This is a genomic window from Bacillus sp. AFS012607 (genome assembly GCF_002558005.1).
Classification (GTDB): domain Bacteria; phylum Bacillota; class Bacilli; order Bacillales; family Bacillaceae_G; genus Bacillus_A; species Bacillus_A thuringiensis_S.
The window spans coordinates 54,339-73,390 of the sequence record NZ_NTVM01000010.1; the positions used below are offsets into that span (position 1 = coordinate 54,339).

The following is a 19,052-nucleotide window of genomic DNA, read 5'->3' on the forward strand; positions in this document are numbered from 1 at the left end:
AATGTTTTTTATCCAATTTGGAATTGAAAATGTACTAGCTTGATAATGAAGCTAGGTTATTAGAAGTGAAAAATTTTAGTTTTATTATAATTAATAGAAATGAAAGTAGTGTAAATATAAATCCACTCCAAATAAGTTGATGAATACCTAAGTTTGAAATGAACCAGCCTCCAATAGTTGTTCCTAGAGTAATTCCGAGATTTGAGAATGAAACGAATAGGCTATTACCAAATTCGGGTGCTTCTCTTGCTTCACTTATTAACCATGTTTGACCAACAATTAATCCACCAGCATGCACGATTCCCCAAATGAATACCATAAAAATCATTGGAACAAGATAAGAACCTAAATAATAAACCAATATGTAAACAATAGAATATAAAATAGGGAACGATATTACTGTATTTACTATGCTTGTTTGCAAGAGACTACCAAATAAATGATTGCCTAAAATCATAACTATACCAAATATGAATAGCATGATACTGATGAGAGATCCATTCATGGAAGTTACTTTTGCAAGGTACTCGGCGAAGTAGCTGTATACGGAAAACATAGCTGCAAAAAGGAATGTGATGGTTAAAATATTTAACCATAATCCTGGTTTGCCGAGTATACGAATTTGTTTGCCGAAAGACATTTTTTCTTTAACGGGCATAGAAGGAAGTGAGATTAGCATTCCAATAAATGCAAGGGCGTTAATAAGCGCTCCGAATAAGAAAGCAATTTCTAATGAAAATTGATCTGCAAGGTAAGAGGTTAATGGTACACCTAGTGCAAAGCCAACCGTAATTCCCATGAAAACTTTTGTAACCGCTTGACCACTCTTTTCAGGAGGGGCAAGTTTAGCAGCTGTTACAAGAGCGATTGAAAAGAAGAGTGGGTGAAGTGCTGCTGGTAAAATACGAAAAACAAGCATGATTTCAAATTGTGTTGTATAAGCGTAGATTATATTTGAAATAACAAAAACAAAGATGACTGTTAATAAAATTATTTTGCGATTAATACTAGAAATGAGCAGAATTAAAAACGGACCAGAAATAGCAACGACTAGTGCGAATATACTTACTAAAAATCCTGCTTGTGCAGTTGAAATGCCAAATTTCTGAGTGATTTGTGGTAATACGCCGACAATACCCATCTCGGTAGTAATAATTCCAAACACCCCTATTGCTAGTGTAAGAATAAGTAAAGGACTTACTTTTTTCATTTGTAAAACTCTCCATTCTTATTATTATTTTGAAAGTAAAATCGATTTATTAACAAAGAAATGAGCATGATTGGATGTCAATAGTATTAGAATTATGTAATGTTAAATACAAAGACATATATCTAAATAACTAGATATGATATGTTAAAAAAATGCTCCTTTCTATGTTTCTTACTTTTATAGGTAGCGAAGTTTTAAAAAGAATGTATTGGACAGCTATATAAAAGTAGAATGTGGGAAAGCAAATAATCAATTGGTAGGTTGATTATTTGCTTTCATTTTATAATTCGTTTTGAACGTATTCAGAAAACTCTCGTATTGTTTTTTCATTTCGGCGATAGTAGGTCCATTTTCCAATTCGGTCAGATTGTAGTAAACCTGCTTTTTTCATAGTTAATAAATAACTAGAAATAACCGATTGGGCTAAGCCAGTTTTAAGCTGGATATCTCCTACGCACACTCCAACTTGAAAACTAAGGCCTTGCTCTAGATAAGCTTTTTCATCGAAATGGTTTTCTGGATTTTTCAACCATGATAAAATTTGACATCTTGTTTCATTTGACAATGCTTTATAAATTAATAAAGGTTCCATAAGGATATTATATCTACTTTTATGGATTTGTAAATGGGTTTGTGTGATTTTAAGGGAAGAAGGTATAGTTGATCCCCTCGAATAGGAACAGGGTGCTCTTGATCTGTACCTTTTGTAAAGGACATTCTAAAAAAAGTTAGGCAACCTAAAAAAGATGATTTCTGTATGCAAACAGGAGTCATTTTCTTTAAATTCTATTGATAGCAAGAGTGATTATAGTACGTCATATATTTCTTAATTTCATGTGTTAACTGAACAAACGATTCACATGAGTTTATATATGCTGCATCGGTTAAAGTATTACAGGCAAAAATGATAGTATTGTTAGGTTTAAGCATGTTGTTGCCTAGCTATCAATGGCGGATTCCTAAGAAGAGTAATAATAAAACCCAACTGAAGATTTAAGAAAAATTTTATGTTTATCCCACTCTTTATTTTAAAAGTTTTTCCTATCCTATAAATGACTTACATCATGAAGGAGACTAAAAAAGACAAAGTCATAGATGAAAATGTAAAGTTAGGGGATTCTACATGCATACAGGAGTTTTGATTAGTTATTTGTATACGTATTTTTTTACTATAATTTTTTGTATTGTGTTTCAAATTGGATTTTATTTTAAAGCGAAAAACAATATATCTATTCGGCATTTTTTATGGGTGTATGTTTTTCTATTCTACCTTTCGCTAGTGTATAAGGTGACGCAAATCGCGACTGTATGGGATATAAGTAGATATGAAACGTGGATTCGTGTAAGTCAAATCAACTTGACTCTATTTGATACGGTAGGTAGTACTACGTATCTTTTGAACATTGTACTGTTTATGCCGTTAGGTTTTTTATTACCGACTATTTGGCCGCAGTTTAGAAAGATAAAAAACACCGTATGCGCGGGATTCTTTTTTTCATTGGCAATTGAGTTAAATCAATTACTAAATAATAGAATTACAGATATTGATGATTTATTTACGAATACCCTTGGGGCAATTATTGGGTATGTCTTATATAAAGTATTATATACAGCGTTATTTAAATTGATATTGAAAAGAGAGGAAAAAAAGCTTGATACAAACTCGTCTCTAGTCATAAAATACGAGGCTGTTTTTTGTTTAGTGTGTTCATTTGTAGGTGCGATGTTCATTTATTATCCAGCTTTATTTGGAAGACCTGTAATCATTCAGTGAGGTGAGTATGAATTTCTTTTGAACGCTCGAGCGATATTTCAATTTGTAAAAAGCCTTTAACTTGTTATAGTTAAAGGCTTTTATCATCATAATTTTTACTTACCAATTACCCACTCTAACATCCGCCTTCAACCACTTCACCCAATCCAAATCCTCTACCTTAAGCAAACTGAGAGAAACACCCTTCATATCTAAAGAAGTCAACAGCGTACCAACCTTTACGAACTCCACATGTAATCCTTCCAGTTCACACAAACGGCGAATGTCATTTGCGAAAATGTATTGTTCCATTAATGGAGTTGCGCCGAGTCCATTAATAAGGATAGCGAAGTTGTCTCCTTTTCTCCAGCGGTAAATACTTTTTAGTTTGTTCATCAGTTCAATCGCTAATATTTCAGAAGAGGATAGTGCTTCTTTACGGTAACCTTTTTCTCCGTGAATGCCGACGCCGTAAAACACTTCATCATCGTTTAATGTGAATGAAGCTTTTCCTTTCACTGGATCGTTGGCAGGGGAAAGGGCAACTCCTAATGTGTGTAAGTTTTCAGTAATAGAACGGCCGAGTGCTGTTAGTTCTTCTAAAGAATGTCCTTCAAGAGCGGCCGCACCAAGTATTTTTTGAACGAAAACAGTGCCAGCTACGCCGCGTCTTCTTTTATTAAAAGAAGCATCATCTTCAATTGAAACGTCGTCATTTACGATGATGTGGTCAATTTTTCTTCCTTCTTCTTTAGCAATTTGCTTTGCCGCTAGAAAGTTTTCAACGTCATCTTTAAAGTTTTTAATGATGAATAAAATATTTTTATCTTTCGGCATGAGGCGAGTTGCCGCCACAATTTGTTCCACTGTAGGCGGAGTGAAGATGCTTCCGTTTACTGCTGCCGTAAGCATTCCTTTTCCTACATAGCCAATATCAGCGGGTTCATGTCCGCTACCACCGCCGCTTATTATAGCAACGTTTTGCTTCAGTTTTTCAATATCTTTTACATAAATGATGTTATTTGTTTCGTCGTAATTTACTTTGTCATTATGTTCAAAATAAAAGCCATGCAGCATATCTTGAACGATATTTTGTACATCATTCATAATCTTTTTCATTGCTTTTGCCACCCTTTAATTACTTTGCTGATTGCTCCAGTAATAGTAGTAATTGATTGTTTATCATATTTTTCATGAGAGAAGACATAATGGAAGGATCTACTTCGCACTTGCTTTCAATCCAATCTTTTATCGTTCCAACGAAGCCGTGACTATAAAAGGAGGCAATCGTATTTTTTGTCTCGTCAGAAGGGCTGAATCCACAGTTCGCAGATAATTCATCAATAATCTTCATATATAAGTTTTTCGTATGCTCAAATAAATAGTGATTAAACGAGTTTTGTTCAATGACTTTAAAAGCATTTCGGTAAAATTTTTGATTTTCGTAAAAGTAATCAAATAATAAATCGAAAATGTTTTCCCATGTTTCATAATCGAGAAAGTCGATAATGTTTTCTTTCGTTTCTTCTCTATAAATCCAGCTTAATAGTTCAAATTTATCTTTAAAATGATAATAAAAAGTTTGCCTACGCATTTGACAGTGTAACATAATATCGCTCACTGATATTTTATGAAACGACTCTGTTTCCATTAAATATTTCAATGAGTTCGCGATTATCTTTTTAGAAATTATAGAAGAGGTCATCTGAATCATCCCTAGAATGTTATTAATATAAAAATCCTATCTATAAATGAGAGCGGTGTCTTTAGACAGATTGTCCATTTTGTCCGTTTACTGTAAAACGCTTTCATTTTAACATGAGTAGTAAGAAGAAGATTTCAAATATATCACAATATATTAAAGGAATTGAGGGATAATCACAATGAAAAAGATTATAAACAAACCAGAAACATTAGTAATGGAAATGTGTAACGGAATGGTTATGGCTCACCCAGAGCTTGAACTTTTGAAAAAATATAAAGTTATTAAGAAGAAAGAAATGAACGAAAACAAAGTAACGTTAATTAGTGGCGGCGGTAGTGGCCATGAGCCGGCACATGCAGGATTAGTCGGAAAAGGAATGTTAGATGCGGCGGTGTGCGGAGATGTGTTTGCGTCACCTTCACAAATTCAGGTGTATCAAGCGATTAAAGAGACAGCTAGTAAAAAAGGAACGTTATTAATTATTAAAAATTACAGCGGCGATATTATGAATTTCAAAAACGGGGCTCATTTAGCGACGGAAGATGGAATTGAAGTCGACTACGTAAAAGTGGATGATGATATTGCGGTAGAAGATAGCCTATATACAGTAGGACGCCGCGGCGTTGCGGGAGTTATTTTAGTTCATAAAATTGCCGGCGCAGCAGCGGAAGAAGGTATGGATTTAGGAGCGGTGAAAGCTGTAGCGGAAAAAGCAGCGGCTAACGTGCGCACAATCGGTTTAGCGTTAACTTCTTGTACAGTTCCAGCGAGCGGATCACCTACTTTCACACTTGCGGAAGATGAAATGGAATACGGCGTAGGTATTCACGGCGAACCAGGAATTAAGCGTGAAAAAATGCTGTCAGCAGATGAACTAGCTAACCGTATGACAAATGATCTTGTAAAAGATTTAGGAGTAAAAGATGGCGAGGAAATCGCACTTCTAGTTAACGGTTTTGGCGGAACACCACTGCAAGAACTTTACTTATTTAACAACGCAGTGACGAGAGAATTAGCTGCTAGAAACATTAAAATCAATAGAGTATTCGTCGGTAACTATATGACAAGTATCGATATGGCTGGCATGTCTTTAACAGTGATGAAGTTAGATGATGAGTTAAAAACATTACTATCAAAAGAGTGTAATACACCAGCGTTTAAAGTAGATGGGCCAGTTGAAAGTGTAGAGTACGTGAATGTGCTTGAAGAGACAGAAGAGAAGGAAGTTTCCTTTGAAATAGAAACGGCGGAAGAGCACGCTGTTATTAAGGATAATGTTATTACATTAAACAACATGATTTATCTCGTTGATAAAATGAGCGACGTTATTATTAAAAACGAAGTACCGTTCTGTGAGTTAGATACACACGCAGGTGACGGCGACTTCGGAATGAGTGTGGCAAAAGGATTTAAGCAATTAAAACGTGAGTGGCATTCTATTGTAGATCAAGAGAACGTAACGATTGGGTCATTCCTTGACGGTTGTTCAATGATTATTATGGAACATTGCGGCGGCGCATCTGGTCCAATTTGGGGTGGTGCATTCCGCGCAGCTAGCAAAGCAGCAGGAGAAAAACGTGAGCTAACAGTGAAAGAATTCGCTGAAATGTTGCAAGCAGCACTTCAAGGTATACAATCTATCGGAGAAAGATCATTTGGTAGAGGAGCGGTAGTTGGTGACAAAACACTTGTTGACGCGCTTGCTCCATGTGTAGATTCTTGGTTAGATAGCGCTTCAAACGAAGAAGACATGAAAACTGCTTTTGAAAAAGGAGCAGAAGCAGCAGTTAAAGGAGCGGAGTATACGAAAGAAATCGTAGCTCGCATGGGCCGCGCCGGTACAGTTGGTGAAAGAAGCTTAGGCTATCCAGATGCAGGTGCACATGCACTTGGAGTTATCTTTATGGAGATTGCGGGTAGTTTGAAATAGGAATGAGAAAATCCCCTCTGCCTTAAGGTGGAGGGGATCTTTAATTATAACCATCATTCTTCCAGTGAAAAAATTTATTTGTTAGCCAATCTAGAAGCCGCCTCTTCAACTTCTTTATACGCATTTTGTAATACTTCATTTGGATCTAGTACTGCTGTTCCTTGTGCACGAACGATTTGATAATCTTCAATACCTAGGAAATTAAACATTGCTTTTAAATATTTATGAGAGTATTCCACTTCTGTATACCAATCATCATTTGTATAAATTCCTCCACTTGCTTGTATAACAAGCATTCTTCTTCCATCTTTAAGTAATCCGACTGATCCAGTTTCAGTATATTTAAATGTTTCACGTGCAATCATGATATTGTCCATGTAATCTTTTAACTTTGATGGAATATTAAAGTTGTGCAAAGGTAATACGATAACATACGTATTTGCACTTTTAAATTGTTGTAAAATCTCGGACATACGCTCTGTTACTTTTTGTTCTTCATCAGTTAACTTTTGTCTATTTCCTTGCTTTTCCCATGCGCTTAAAACAGTTTTATCTATCATTGGTACTACATCATCGTATAAATTAATCTGTTCAATCGTTTCATTATTAGGAATTAATTCTTTATAAGATACTAAAAAGTGGTTAAGAACCTTAATGCTGACTGATGATGGATCATCCACTTTCGGATGTGCGTTTATGATAAGTGTTTTGTTCATTTGTATTTCCCCTTTTTAAAAGTTTTTACGTTTATATTAAAGACCAAGTNNACTTGGTCTTTAATATAAACTCTGAAATTATTTTTGTCAAATGAAATACATACTATTCTAAAAGAGCTTTTTTTATTTGACTAAAATTCTAAATGGTCCTAAGATACAATTTGATAACCCTTAAAATAAAAAGCAGGTGATTTGTATATGCAATATAGTGTTGGGGTTGAATATGCCTTGCATTGCCTAGTTTATTTAATTAATACTCCTTCCAAGGAAAGTGTTGGAATAAAAGATTTGGCAGAGTTTCAAGGACTTTCTGAAACATTTCTTTCAAAAGTTTTCGGAAAATTATCTAAAGCTGATATTGTGAATTCTGTCCCAGGTGTAAAGGGAGGATATAGGTTAGCTAAGTCTCCAGAAGATATTTCTTTTTGGGATGTAATAGAAGCCGTCGAAGGCCCAAAACCTATTTTTCAATGTAAAAATATTGTACAGAATGGTGTACTATATCGGGATGAGGCTTGTAATTCTTGTGAACCTAGCAATTCTTCTTGTACAATTAACTTAGTAATGCTTGAAGCAGAAGAACACATGCGTGAGTTTCTTCGCAAAAAGACTCTTGCATGGTTAGATAAAGAACTTGACATTGCTTTACCTGAAAAGATAAGGGTAGATACTCGTGAATATTTCAAACAAAAAAACTCTAACTAAATCGCCATGACGAATTAGTTAGAGTTTTTTTATATTAATTCCATCATGTGAGTACTTCATCACAAATTCCTTCTTTAAATATCACATTTAATTAACTCATAAAGTTTCAAATTGATTAACATTAAAATTCTAAAAAATACAATTTTATTTTCGTAAAAAGTAAATGAATTTATGTGTTCAGATATTTTAAATATAGTGAAAATTACCTTTGAAAAAGGAGCAGAGTATACGAAAGAAGCTTAGGATATCCAGATGCAGGTGCACTTGCACTTGGGGTTATCTTTACGGAGATTGCGGGTAGTTTGAAATAGGAATTAGAAAGTCCCTCTGCCTTAGGGCGGAGGGACTTTTATATATTATTCATTTGTATCTATATCAAATTTTCCGGTACTTTTTGCTTATTTGAGAGATTTCTTCAATCAAATTGTATTTTAGACTTAGTTTTTTTGTGATTGCAGCTTATCAATTTTCCAGTATGTTTGTAGAGGGTCTAAAGAGCTTTCAATATAAAACATATATTCATCTACGGTACCTGGTGCTTCAAAAGCTATTTTCAATTCTACCGTTTCATTTGGTTTAACTTGTATATCAGAAGGGTTTTGATCAAGCACCTTTCCTTTATAGATCTTTCCGTCTTTTTCATCTTTTAAGTTATATTTTAATTCTGATAGTCCAATCGTTTGACCTCGTACATTTTTTACAGAGACATTAACCATGACGGAATCGTTGCTAGCATTTAAATATGCACTTTGAACAGCGGCCAAGTAATAGCCTCCCTTAACACTCTCGCCAACTAATAAAATACCTTGTTCCAAGCGGCTCATATCTTCCTTTTCTTCAAAGTTTATTAATTCTTCATTTACATTTTTTGCGCTTGGTTCTTCTATTGGAGCATTTTCAACGGCACTATCTGTTTTATCTTGTGTGCAAGCAGCCGTAACACTGACTAATACTAGAATGAAAGTAAGTAATATAGATAATTTTCTCATAAAATTTATCTGTCTCCTTAAGTTTCTCAATTTTGTGCAGCTATACATATAAGATTAACATAATGTCTCATTATTGGCACAAAATAGGGGTGGGTTAGACATCTTATTCTTTTTAATTTTAATATACATTCGATTGGTTCTCGCGATATTTGTTAATCTTTTAAAACATTAGCTTAGTAATACCGAGGGTTATTATAGATATATTAATCATATAATTTGTCCATATCAAAATGAACGTTTTTTGCATCTAATATATTGTAAATATATTTTATTTTGAAAGGATGTGATTATATGGCTCATAAATCTACTGGGGTGTTTCGAGTTCCAGTTTCTGAAAATGGGATTATTCCAACTGCTCTCAACATTATGTTAAACAATGATTCACGCTGCCATACTAGTAATGTAACGGTAACTGTTAAGAGAAGCCGAAACACTTTTTTCCCAACTCAAAATGAATTAGTTGAAATCTCTCGTACTTTTGTTTCTTTAGAACCAAACAGAACAACTAAGATTGTGTTGTTTACTCCAGAATTCCAAATAGAAGATTTCCTTGATGTCATCATTAGTGGAAATAAAGATGATGTTAAGGATGTTCTTGTATATTCTTTCTTAGCAGATTCAGTAGGGCATAATCTGCCATCTACTGTTTTCAGAAATGCAGAATACACTTTTGCTTGCTGACACCGTGATGATGCATTCTTTACGGTCGTATATCTGAATTGAAATGTTAAATAGGAGTTGATTTAACATTTATTCCGTATTAACGGGCTGCCCGTAAATGCAGCAGGCGAAAAACGTGAGCTAACAGTGAAAGAGTTCGCTGAAATGTAGCAAGCAGCACTTCAAGGCATACAATCTATCGGTGAAAGATCGTTCGGTAGAGGAGCGGTAGTTGGTGAAAAAACGCTTGTTGACGCACTTGGGGTTATCTTTACGGAGATTGCGAGTAGTTTGAAATAGAAATAAGAAGATCCCTTCTACCTTAAGGTGGAAGGGATCTTCTTATTATTGTTTTTTGATATATATTGCTAAATATGTTCCAATAATTAATTCTATTGTATTGAGAATAATATCAGCTACATCAAAAAAACGACTTATAAAAGGAACTAGTATTTGAGGTGGGTTTATTAACGAATTTTATATATAGCATGAATGAAAATAGGATAAATAAAACAATGTTTCCTATTATGTTTTTAAGAATTAATTGAGTAGGTACTTGTAAAAATAAAGAAAAGATACCAAAAGGAGCATTCTGCCGACTTAAATTATTTTAATATTATCGTTCTAAGTTTAAAAGCTATAGGGATTTTTTCTGTGGGATTTGTAAGTAGTTTTTACGAAATTATGAGTGTTTTTTATTTTGTAATTCAATAAGTTCATCTGGTAGCATTTTTGTATAATATTCTTTTTCTGTTAGTTCAAATATAAATAATGCTTTTTTCCAGTTATAAATAACATCTTCTACATTATGTTGTTTAATTTTTAATAAAAACTGACCTTTTAAATAGAAGAGTTCACCTAATAGGTATAACGTATTTAGATTAATTGCTAATTTGATGCCCTTATCAATGTATTTTATTGCCTCTTCATGTTGATATGTGAAGTCCAAAGATTTTGCTAAATTTAACATGATTTTCAACTTAATTTCTTTATCTCTAGGAAAATCTAACTTATTAAAATTACTTAAACATCTTTTTAATATATTAATACTTTTTTCATATTCTTTATTTTCCGCATAAAATATAGCCATTGTTTGCATAATATCTATTTCTCTTTCTGATAAAAAATCAGAATTAGTTAAAGTCAGTTTTAATGCATTATTTAAAAAATCTAAAGCATTTTTTAATGATTTATCCACTATAAATATAGCAATTGCTTCATGCCATATTAGAAATTGTTTCTCTTCTTTTGTTTGAAAATTATTTAAGTTTTTCTCTTTTTTCACTATTTCATAAAGTTCTTTATATTGTTTTTGCTTTAAGCAATCTTTTATTACGTATTTTACATTTTCTACATATTTTAATCTTTTATTTTGAGTTAGTGCAAATATATTATTTGGATCAATACCAAGTCTTTCTGATAATTGATATAGCAATATACTAGATGGATAAATCATACCTTTTTCAATCTTGCTAATTTGACTTTGTGAACATATTCCATGACATAATTCGGATTGTGATATATTTTTTTTGATTCTAAGTTCTTTAATGGTAATACCCAAATCGTTAAATTCCATTCTTCCACCTACTATTTAGCACTTTCACTTTATTAATATAAGAATATTCCCTAACCTTAATGTAATGTAAAATTAATATAGTTGCAATTATTGTTTTAAAGGAATAAGATGCTGAGACTTTTATATGTACAAAAAAGATACCTTAAGGTATCCTCGCAATTGATATATGAGACTATAGTTTTCCAATCAGAAAAAATTTTGGATCAGCCCATTAATGGTATATCTTGATATTTAGTTTATTTAGTATGGATTTTTACAAACCTTCCTAACCCCTCTATTTTCCATTTGATAAAATAAAATCCTAATATTACCAATAATTAAATAAATATTTCTACATATTCAAGATATTTACATAAATTACAAAAGTGATACATTTAAGTTGTAAGTTATAAAAACTATTAAAGGGGGATTTATTATGTTCAAGAAATTAGTAGTAGGGCTATTGGCAACAGGTATTGCATTAACAGGAGGAATTGGGGCAGCTTCAGCTGATACGCAAAAAGCTGTGAGCTCTCCGAAACAAGCAACATGCTCAATTCCTTATGAGTATTCTAACGGTAAGTTCAAAAGAACTCTTTATTACTCAAATGGAGTATATGCTAATAGTTTTAATGAAAATGTTTGTGGCGGGACGATTACGTGGTATTTAAAACATGTTCAAAATGGAGTTGCTTTTTACGAAGGTAATTTAAAATAGTAGATTTTTTGAACCTCATTTATTGAGGTTCTTTTATTTTTAGTTTTTAAACTGATTTTCTATAAAAAAGACACCCTAAGGTGCCTTCTTGCGATTTGATCCATCGTAATATGGTATTGGATGCCAATCCAATTATTATTTTACCACATTAAATAGTTGCGGTTATTGAGAAACAATAAAACTCTTTATTTGAATGAAAAAAGCCCTAGGGGGACTAGGACTTTTTTCTAGAATGAATATGATTTAAAAAAGGACTTATATAACGTAACATATGAATGTTTCGTAAATGTATCAAAAAAGTGAACAAAATAGTTAATTTAAATAAAAAATATTTCCTTGTATTAAGCAGCTAGCAAAGGCTAACTGCTTAATACAAGGAGATACAGAGAAGACTAAATGGATTCTGGCATACAGCCTATCAACATTATGGACATAATATTGAGTTTTATTCAAAGGAATTCATGTTTTATAAATTAGATTATGATAGTTGATATTCTCCATATTGACCAGAAAAGAATTAAAAATTCTAGTGAAATTCCAAGTGTTCGTTTCCTAGTTTTTTGAAATTCTTTTATTAAATAGCCAACAGCACTAATTGCTATAAGAATGAAAAGAATAAGTTCGAGTGTAACTGGCATTTTATCTACTCCTAATACAATAATTTATTATATAAAGATTATAAGATATTTTTATGGCTAGTGGTGAAAAATTCAATAGAACTATTTCTAAATGGATGAAATGTTTCAACAGACCAATCAAAGGTTAATACAACAAGTGTTATACAATATACGCATGGAGGGCCATCGGGCTGAAGAAATATTGGAGAATAAAGAGTTGTTAGATTAAAGGATTATTACCGAAGAAGAGTTCGAAGTGTAGAAAAAGTAATTATTAGGTATATAGATGAAACGCTCAGATGAGCGTTTTTTTATTTGTATATTCGCAAGTAAAACAACATAATATCACTATGAATCCTTATAACAATATGAATTTTTGCATATTTTAAAATTCGATATATCCCTCAAAAACTTTTAATTGTATAATATATTTTGTCATATTTTTAGATTTTTCGACATAAACCAACAAAAATAGAGAACATATTGGGAGAAGAAATTATGTACACAAAACTATTAAAATCAATTACATCACTATCACTTATTGGTGGTGCGTTGTTATATACAAATGGCAGCGATGTAAAAGCTGCTGAAGTGGGTGTTTTTTCTGATGTGCCGACATCACATTGGTCATATCCTGCGATTAAAGATTTAGCGAGTAAAAATATTATTTCCGGTTATGGAAATGGGATATTTGGTTTTGGAGATGTTGCGACAAGGGAGCAAGTTGCGGCTTTAATTTATCGAGTGTTAGTACCGAATAAACAAGGCGGTTCGTTTAGTAATGATGGAACTCGTTACGTATTAAAGGATGGGTCTACGTTTAAAAATCCTTACGGTGATATTAATCAAAGTTCTACAATGTTTCCAGAAGAGGTATTAACTTTAACGAATTTAGGAGTTTTTAAAGGTGATGAAAATGGCCAATTTAGACCGAAAGCTTCTGTGAGTCGTGCGGAAATGGCACAAATTCTTACAAATGCTTTCCATCTTGCGGCAAAACAAAAACATACCTTTAAGGATGTTCCAAATCCATTTTGGGCAGAAAACGCAATTAGTGCAGTGCAGTCAAATGGAATCGCAGATGGCACAGGGAACGGGAATTTTGAACCGTATGGCACAGTAACACGTGAACAGTATGCGCAGTTTTTATATAAAACTTTGAAGTATAAAAATGCTGATGTGAAAGACACAGGAGATGCGGCATTATTAACAGCTTTTAAAGAGGAAGTACAAAAGCGTATTAATACATACGAGACAAATATTACACTTCCATATAAAACGAAAAACAATAATACAAACGAAGTGATGAATACACTTTTTAACGCATATAAAGAAGTTGCAAGTAAAAATGAGTATACAAATAATAATAGATCGAATGTTTCATATGGACTTTCTGGATCACCTGGAAATTATACATTTACACTTAAGATTACATATCGTGAAACGAAAGAACAGACGGAATATGTCATGAAACAAGCGAAAGCAATCGTTTCTTCTATTACTCAAGTTGGAATGGATGATCACGAAAAAGTGAAGGCGATTCATGATTACGTAGTAAAACATGTTTCTTATGATACGTCTTATAAAGCTTACACAGCATATGAAGCACTAGTAAATCGTTCTGCGGTTTGCCAAGGTTACGCACTATTAACTTATCAATTATTAAAAGAAGCAGGAATTGAAAATCATTTCGTGACAGGAACTGGGGACGGACAACCTCATGCTTGGAATTTAGTGAAAATCGAAAACAAATGGTATCACCTTGATACAACATTCGATGATCCGGTTCCAGATGAACAGGGCCGCGTAACGTATTCGTATTTCAATTTATCAGATGAACAAATCGCAAGAAATCATGAGTGGAACCGCGGAGACTATCCGCAAGCTACAACAAATTATTATAGTACACTGACAAACAAAATTGCGGCAGGTAGTACGAAAACGCCTGCATATCAGCAAATATTAAAAGATACAAAGTTAAACTATTTAGGAAATGAATATATTGCAAATAACTATACCGAATTAAAAAATAAAATGCAGCAGCGCTATAGTGCAAAACCAGAGAAAATTGAAGTGCTGTACAAGCAATCAATGAATGGTGCACTGCAAGATGTGAAAAAGGCAATTGGCGAAATTGATTATCCGCAAGGGGCAAATCGAGTTTCTTATAAAGCGGAGCCTTACAATGCGAAAGAAGGGTATTCTTTAGTGACAATTACGTTTACGTATTAAGAATGAGAAAAAAGCATCTGTTTCAGATGCTTTTTTTTATTATATTGATTCGACAAAATATGACAGGTGAAAACGAATTGGTCTGTTATGATAATTTTTGAAATTTTACATTTTGGAGGATTAATCATGAATAAAAAGAAGATTTTCGCTGCGTTAATAGGAATTGTAGCCTTATTTATAATTATTAATGTAGTTGTTACGAAAGAGAAAACGACATCAACCAGTGAAAAAATGTACTCTGAGAAAGAATATAATAAATTAGTAGATGAACATTTTGAAGAGACGCAAAAGTTGAAAAGTGATATGAGTGTGTTAGAAACTGAAAAAAAATCTCTTGATGAGCAAGTGAAGAAGTTAAAAGATGAGTTAGCGAAAAAAGAGCAACAAGTAGCGCAGCAGCCGGTTCAACAAGAACAACCAAAGCAGGAACCACAACAACCGGCACCAGCGCAACAGCCGGAAAAGAAAGAAGAGCCAAAACCAGAACAACCTACTGGAGCATTCGAAAATCCAATGAAAAGCATAAACAAAACAGAGGCAATGAATAAAGTAAAAGAAAAGGCGAAGAAAGACTTCCAAGATGATTATATGACACAAAACTTTGTTGCGGAGGAACAATCAAAAGCATTTGATTTCTTAAACAGTATTGAAATTAAATCACAAGAAGAATTAAATGTAATGAAGAATGCATTGAAAGATTTTTCTAACGACTTTATGACCGCGAAGTTTGTTTATGAAGAGCAAATGAAGGCGAAGAATAAGCAAGGATAAAACAAAAACGCTATCTTTTAAAAAGGTAGCGTTTTTGTTTTGGGTTATAAAGTTATTCCTACATTTGACATATACAGTTTGACTGTATAAAATGAAACTATTCAGTTGAACTATATAGTTTAGCTATATACTTATCGTTACATTGGAGGTCTTTATGAATAGAGATAAAAATTTACCATTAACGGAAACAACGTATTACGTTCTTTTAGCTTTATTAGAGCCAGCTCATGGATATTTAATTATGCAAAAGGTGGAGGAACTGAGTAATCATCAAGTGAAAATCGCAGCGGGTACATTGTATGGTGCGGTTGAAAATTTATTAAAACAAGGGTTAATAGAATCGGTAAAAAGCGAAGATAAACGAAGAAAAGTGTATGTCATTACGGAACGCGGGAAAGAAGTATTGCATTTAGACTTTATGAGAATGCAGCACATTATTGCGGTTACAAAAAGTTTATTACACGTATAGTTAGGGGGAAACGATGATGTGGAGATTGAAATTCTTTTTAGACTTTGAGAAAGAGGAAAAATGGTTAGAGGAGATGGCTTGGAAAGGCTATCAACTAGAAAGCAATACATTTGGTTATACATTTAGATATACAGAACCGGAAGATGCGACGATTAAAATAGACCATAGAGTATTTAGTAGAAAAAGTGATTTTATTAATTACTGCACATTATTTGAAGATAGTGGCTGGGAGCATATAGCTGGTAATAGGTGGTCAGGTACGCAATATTTTAAAAAGGTAGATGAAGAAAGTGAAGATGACATTTTTTCAGATCCAATGTCACGAGCAGGGAAGTATAAGCGTCTATCTAAAACATTTTTAGAATTAGCGATCTGTTATTTGCCGATATTATTTTTATTTATGTATAGTAATACAATGAATTTAGGAGCCTTTGTAAATCCGAAAGAACTATACTTGACGCCAGGATTATGGGATAAGCAAGGTGTATCATTTCTATGGTCATTCTTATTTGAAACGCCATTTGCATTAATGAGAGGACTTTTTTTGACATTTATCCCCGTTGTGACATGTATGTATTTCGTTTGCTCGTATAAAGCAAATCGGTTGTATGAAGAGAGAAGGTGATAGGATGGATCCCCTTAAAGTAGATACTTTGGGGGTTTTTTTATGTATAAATAGGTTGTTTGGTAATTGTTAACATTAATTCCTTTTGTTTGTGTTTAAATTTGATATAATTTTAATAATATTCCTTAGGAGGATGATTATCATTAATATACTTTTAGGTATTATTGGAGCAATTGTTTTACTGGCTTTTGTTATCCATCCAGGAGTCCCAGACAAACGTGTCCCTCTACAAAATAAACTTGCAGTAATTCTTCCATTGATTGTTATAGCTGGTTTAATTTCCTTGTATATATAATTAAAACAAGTACTTATCAAGTAACATTAAGATAGGTAGAGAAGTATATATGCTTTTCTACCTATGCGTAGTTTAGTAAAAATGCTCATCAACTTTTTCATCGCTATTGTTCTTTTGTTAATTGCTGTATGGACTGCAAACGGACCTAATATAGAAGATCAGCATAAATAAACCATTGTATTTCTCAATAAACAAAACAATTAAACATGGTTCAAGTCGGAGAAAGGCACCTTAGGCTGTCTATTCTTTTTTTGATATGGTTTATTAGAGGTCACCATATCAAAAAAATTGTACGTCTAGACGCATTTTAAATACAAAATAACCGATTCCTTATACGTTAAGAAACCGGTTATTTATTTGCCTACTTTTTTAGGGGGCTTTTTTTTGTAATGGTTTTAAATGATTGATTTAAGGTTATAAACTTAAATCATAAATAAAAGATAGAGTAAAAACTATATAAGAAATAAATATAACGAAAACAAGAAAACATATAAACTGAGAATTAGATACATATTGTTCTATTCTTTTTTTCATGTTAATTCGTATTGTTTTTCAAATGTGAAGTATCAATTGGAATTTGACCTTTCCAAGATCCAATTACTTTTCCAATTCTAGTTATATTTACATCTAAAGTAAGGGGCTGTTTAAAAGCGTCTTTTCCTTTAGAATCTATAACAAATGTAGCAACACCTTCAGGTTTATCATTATCACGAATGCCTACATCATTTAGTTTTTTACCTGCTGCCATAAGTTCAAAAGGAAGACGATCATCTGAATCATGGATAAATGATAGTCTCCCGTCATTTTTAATCTCAGGGTTTTCCTCTTGTTGCCCATTAATTTTACCATCATTTTCAAGATTTAATCCTGATGTATCAAATTCAAATGGTACTAAATTACCATCAGCTTTTTCCATTCTATAATGAACTGATATACGTGCATCTGCGATAAATACTTCTTTGAGATGTACAGTAATACCTTGATCTGTAATTTTTTCATCAATAGGAATATATTTACCATTCTTCATCATATCTTGTATGACACCATTTTCATCTCCTATTCCTTCATTTACAACTTTATCATTTGTAATTGCATCAGAAAAATATGAAGCAACATTTGTAGCCGCCACTTGTACTTGTGGAATCATTGCTGTTGTAAAAAGTGCAGCTGCAGCTACTGCTGTATAAATGAAACGTTTTGATTTTTTACTCATGTTTGTAAACATTCCCTTCTTTTGGTGCTTTTTGTGATTTATATTAGAAACATTGTCTAACTTGGAACGGCTTTCAAATGTTTTCCATGCTTGTTCTATATCAATTTTGATTTCTTGTGGTGAATTTGCAGATTCTTCATCTAGCATTACGTTTTCCCATTGATTTAATTTACTGATTTCTACTAATAAATCTTGGCATGCTTCACATGTATCTAGGTGCTTTGTGAATTCCTTTCTTATATCATGAGAAAGTTCTCCATCAATATATGTTTGAATAAACCCGATATCATAACATTTCATTTGTTATGCCTCCTCCATTTGTTTATAAATCTTGCGGAATTTCATTTTTGCTCGGACCAATAATGTTCCAATAGAAGATATTTCAATTTGAAGTACTTCTGCAATTTCTTTATATTGAAAACCAGAGAATTTCATTAGTAAAAGGGTTCGTTCTCGATCATTCATTTTATTTAGTATCGTTTGGACCTTTGTAATTTCTTCTTTTCTTATCCAATCATCGTCTAATGATGAAACATTTTGTACTTCATGGTATTGTATTTCTTTATCAATCTTCGCTTGTTGCCTTTTTTCAGATCGAAAATGGTTATAAGCTACATAAGTAGAAGATTTAATCAACCATCCAGGTATGTTTTCAATTCCTTTCCAATCGCTACGATATAATTGTAAAAATACTTCTTGTGCTAACTCTTCAGCGATAGATTGATCTTTAACAATCCAGATGATTTGTTTCACAGCGTAAGCATAGTACTGCTTAAATAAATCTTCAAAGGTCATATCAGAAGCATGACTTTCTTCATTTTCTATGGTTAACATGTCCGTTTAAACCTCACTTTCAATTTGATACCTGTATTATAGAGAAACCAGAAAA

The 19,052-nt window shown here is 32.7% G+C and carries 19 protein-coding genes and 2 pseudogenes; 11 read left to right on the top strand and 10 right to left on the bottom strand.

The genetic code is table 11. The features are described 5' to 3' along the window. Positions 1 to 34 precede the first annotated feature (34 nt). The 3 genes and pseudogenes from CN409_RS10585 to CN409_RS32325 form a co-directional block, all read right to left on the bottom strand. Positions 35 to 1,210: an MFS transporter gene (locus CN409_RS10585; RefSeq protein ID WP_000757912.1), complete on the bottom strand. Its 1,176-nt coding sequence runs from the start codon at positions 1,208 to 1,210 to the stop codon at positions 35 to 37. Positions 1,211 to 1,490: 280 nt separating this feature from the next. Further along, positions 1,491 to 1,802 (bottom strand): ArsR/SmtB family transcription factor, encoded by a 312-nt coding sequence (locus CN409_RS10590; protein WP_000433538.1) that lies wholly within the window; start codon positions 1,800 to 1,802, stop codon positions 1,491 to 1,493. A 194-nt stretch (positions 1,803 to 1,996) separates the two neighbouring features. Continuing rightward, positions 1,997 to 2,098: pseudogene (locus CN409_RS32325) on the bottom strand (TetR family transcriptional regulator); the annotation flags it as partial. 235 nt (positions 2,099 to 2,333) lie between these two features. Here CN409_RS32325 and CN409_RS10600 point away from each other — a divergent pair. Next, complete coding sequence (locus CN409_RS10600) at positions 2,334 to 2,984, top strand: VanZ family protein (RefSeq protein ID WP_000556849.1); 651 nt, start codon at positions 2,334 to 2,336, stop codon at positions 2,982 to 2,984. A gap of 99 nt (positions 2,985 to 3,083) precedes the next feature. On the opposite strand, the gene dhaQ is transcribed toward CN409_RS10600, so the two are convergent. Together dhaQ and dhaS are read right to left on the bottom strand one after the other, a co-directional pair. Further along, positions 3,084 to 4,082: a DhaKLM operon coactivator DhaQ gene (gene dhaQ, locus CN409_RS10605; protein ID WP_063675042.1), complete on the bottom strand. Its 999-nt coding sequence runs from the start codon at positions 4,080 to 4,082 to the stop codon at positions 3,084 to 3,086. A 19-nt stretch (positions 4,083 to 4,101) separates the two neighbouring features. Then, a complete protein-coding gene (gene dhaS, locus CN409_RS10610; RefSeq protein WP_063675043.1) occupies positions 4,102 to 4,668 on the bottom strand; it encodes a dihydroxyacetone kinase transcriptional activator DhaS in 567 nt (188 codons plus the stop codon). A 178-nt stretch (positions 4,669 to 4,846) separates the two neighbouring features. On the opposite strand from dhaS, the gene dhaK reads away from it, so the two are divergent. Continuing rightward, complete coding sequence (dhaK, locus tag CN409_RS10615; protein ID WP_000720762.1) at positions 4,847 to 6,598, top strand: dihydroxyacetone kinase subunit DhaK; 1,752 nt, start codon at positions 4,847 to 4,849, stop codon at positions 6,596 to 6,598. Between the two features lie 74 nt (positions 6,599 to 6,672). Here dhaK and CN409_RS10620 read toward each other — a convergent pair whose 3' ends face one another. After that, positions 6,673 to 7,314 (bottom strand): FMN-dependent NADH-azoreductase, encoded by a 642-nt coding sequence (locus CN409_RS10620; RefSeq protein ID WP_001044343.1) that lies wholly within the window; start codon positions 7,312 to 7,314, stop codon positions 6,673 to 6,675. A 198-nt stretch (positions 7,315 to 7,512) separates the two neighbouring features. On the opposite strand from CN409_RS10620, the gene CN409_RS10625 reads away from it, so the two are divergent. Together CN409_RS10625 and CN409_RS32810 are read left to right on the top strand one after the other, a co-directional pair. Then, positions 7,513 to 8,019, top strand: coding sequence for an RrF2 family transcriptional regulator (locus tag CN409_RS10625; RefSeq protein ID WP_001200339.1), 507 nt, complete (start codon positions 7,513 to 7,515; stop codon positions 8,017 to 8,019). A 224-nt stretch (positions 8,020 to 8,243) separates the two neighbouring features. Beyond that, positions 8,244 to 8,330, top strand: a pseudogene (locus CN409_RS32810) (DAK2 domain-containing protein); the annotation flags it as partial. Between the two features lie 126 nt (positions 8,331 to 8,456). Here the strand turns inward: CN409_RS32810 and CN409_RS10635 are convergent. Beyond that, positions 8,457 to 9,008 (bottom strand): hypothetical protein, encoded by a 552-nt coding sequence (locus CN409_RS10635; RefSeq protein ID WP_001228900.1) that lies wholly within the window; start codon positions 9,006 to 9,008, stop codon positions 8,457 to 8,459. A gap of 291 nt (positions 9,009 to 9,299) precedes the next feature. Here CN409_RS10635 and CN409_RS10640 point away from each other — a divergent pair, with 291 nt between their 5' ends. Beyond that, entirely contained in the window at positions 9,300 to 9,689 is a 390-nt protein-coding gene (locus tag CN409_RS10640; RefSeq protein ID WP_000940658.1) for a hypothetical protein, read from the top strand. A 661-nt stretch (positions 9,690 to 10,350) separates the two neighbouring features. On the opposite strand, the gene CN409_RS10650 is transcribed toward CN409_RS10640, so the two are convergent. Next, positions 10,351 to 11,244: a helix-turn-helix domain-containing protein gene (locus tag CN409_RS10650; protein WP_000395471.1), complete on the bottom strand. Its 894-nt coding sequence runs from the start codon at positions 11,242 to 11,244 to the stop codon at positions 10,351 to 10,353. Between the two features lie 415 nt (positions 11,245 to 11,659). Here CN409_RS10650 and CN409_RS10655 point away from each other — a divergent pair, with 415 nt between their 5' ends. From CN409_RS10655 to CN409_RS31775, 6 genes are all read left to right on the top strand, one after another. Beyond that, positions 11,660 to 11,941 (top strand): LCI fold-containing protein, encoded by a 282-nt coding sequence (locus CN409_RS10655; RefSeq protein WP_000473837.1) that lies wholly within the window; start codon positions 11,660 to 11,662, stop codon positions 11,939 to 11,941. A 1,115-nt stretch (positions 11,942 to 13,056) separates the two neighbouring features. After that, entirely contained in the window at positions 13,057 to 14,790 is a 1,734-nt protein-coding gene (locus CN409_RS10670) for an S-layer homology domain-containing protein (RefSeq protein WP_000288184.1), read from the top strand. Between the two features lie 126 nt (positions 14,791 to 14,916). Next, entirely contained in the window at positions 14,917 to 15,561 is a 645-nt protein-coding gene (locus CN409_RS10675) for a hypothetical protein (RefSeq protein ID WP_001035204.1), read from the top strand. 154 nt (positions 15,562 to 15,715) lie between these two features. Continuing rightward, positions 15,716 to 16,030, top strand: coding sequence for a PadR family transcriptional regulator (locus CN409_RS10680; RefSeq protein WP_001078063.1), 315 nt, complete (start codon positions 15,716 to 15,718; stop codon positions 16,028 to 16,030). 13 nt (positions 16,031 to 16,043) lie between these two features. Further along, the gene (locus tag CN409_RS10685; protein WP_002083001.1) at positions 16,044 to 16,655 is read left to right on the top strand and encodes a DUF2812 domain-containing protein; all 612 of its coding nucleotides are present in this window, start codon (positions 16,044 to 16,046) and stop codon (positions 16,653 to 16,655) included. Between the two features lie 133 nt (positions 16,656 to 16,788). After that, positions 16,789 to 16,950 carry a hypothetical protein gene (locus CN409_RS31775; protein ID WP_000583951.1) on the top strand — a complete coding sequence of 54 codons (162 nt, stop codon included), beginning with the start codon at positions 16,789 to 16,791 and terminating at the stop codon, positions 16,948 to 16,950. 535 nt (positions 16,951 to 17,485) lie between these two features. Here CN409_RS31775 and CN409_RS10690 read toward each other — a convergent pair. Continuing rightward, complete coding sequence (locus CN409_RS10690) at positions 17,486 to 18,463, bottom strand: DUF4179 domain-containing protein (RefSeq protein WP_000650416.1); 978 nt, start codon at positions 18,461 to 18,463, stop codon at positions 17,486 to 17,488. A gap of 3 nt (positions 18,464 to 18,466) precedes the next feature. After that, positions 18,467 to 18,997, bottom strand: a complete 531-nt coding sequence (locus CN409_RS10695) for an RNA polymerase sigma factor SigX (protein ID WP_000955505.1) — start codon at positions 18,995 to 18,997, stop codon at positions 18,467 to 18,469. Positions 18,998 to 19,052: the final 55 nt, after the last annotated feature.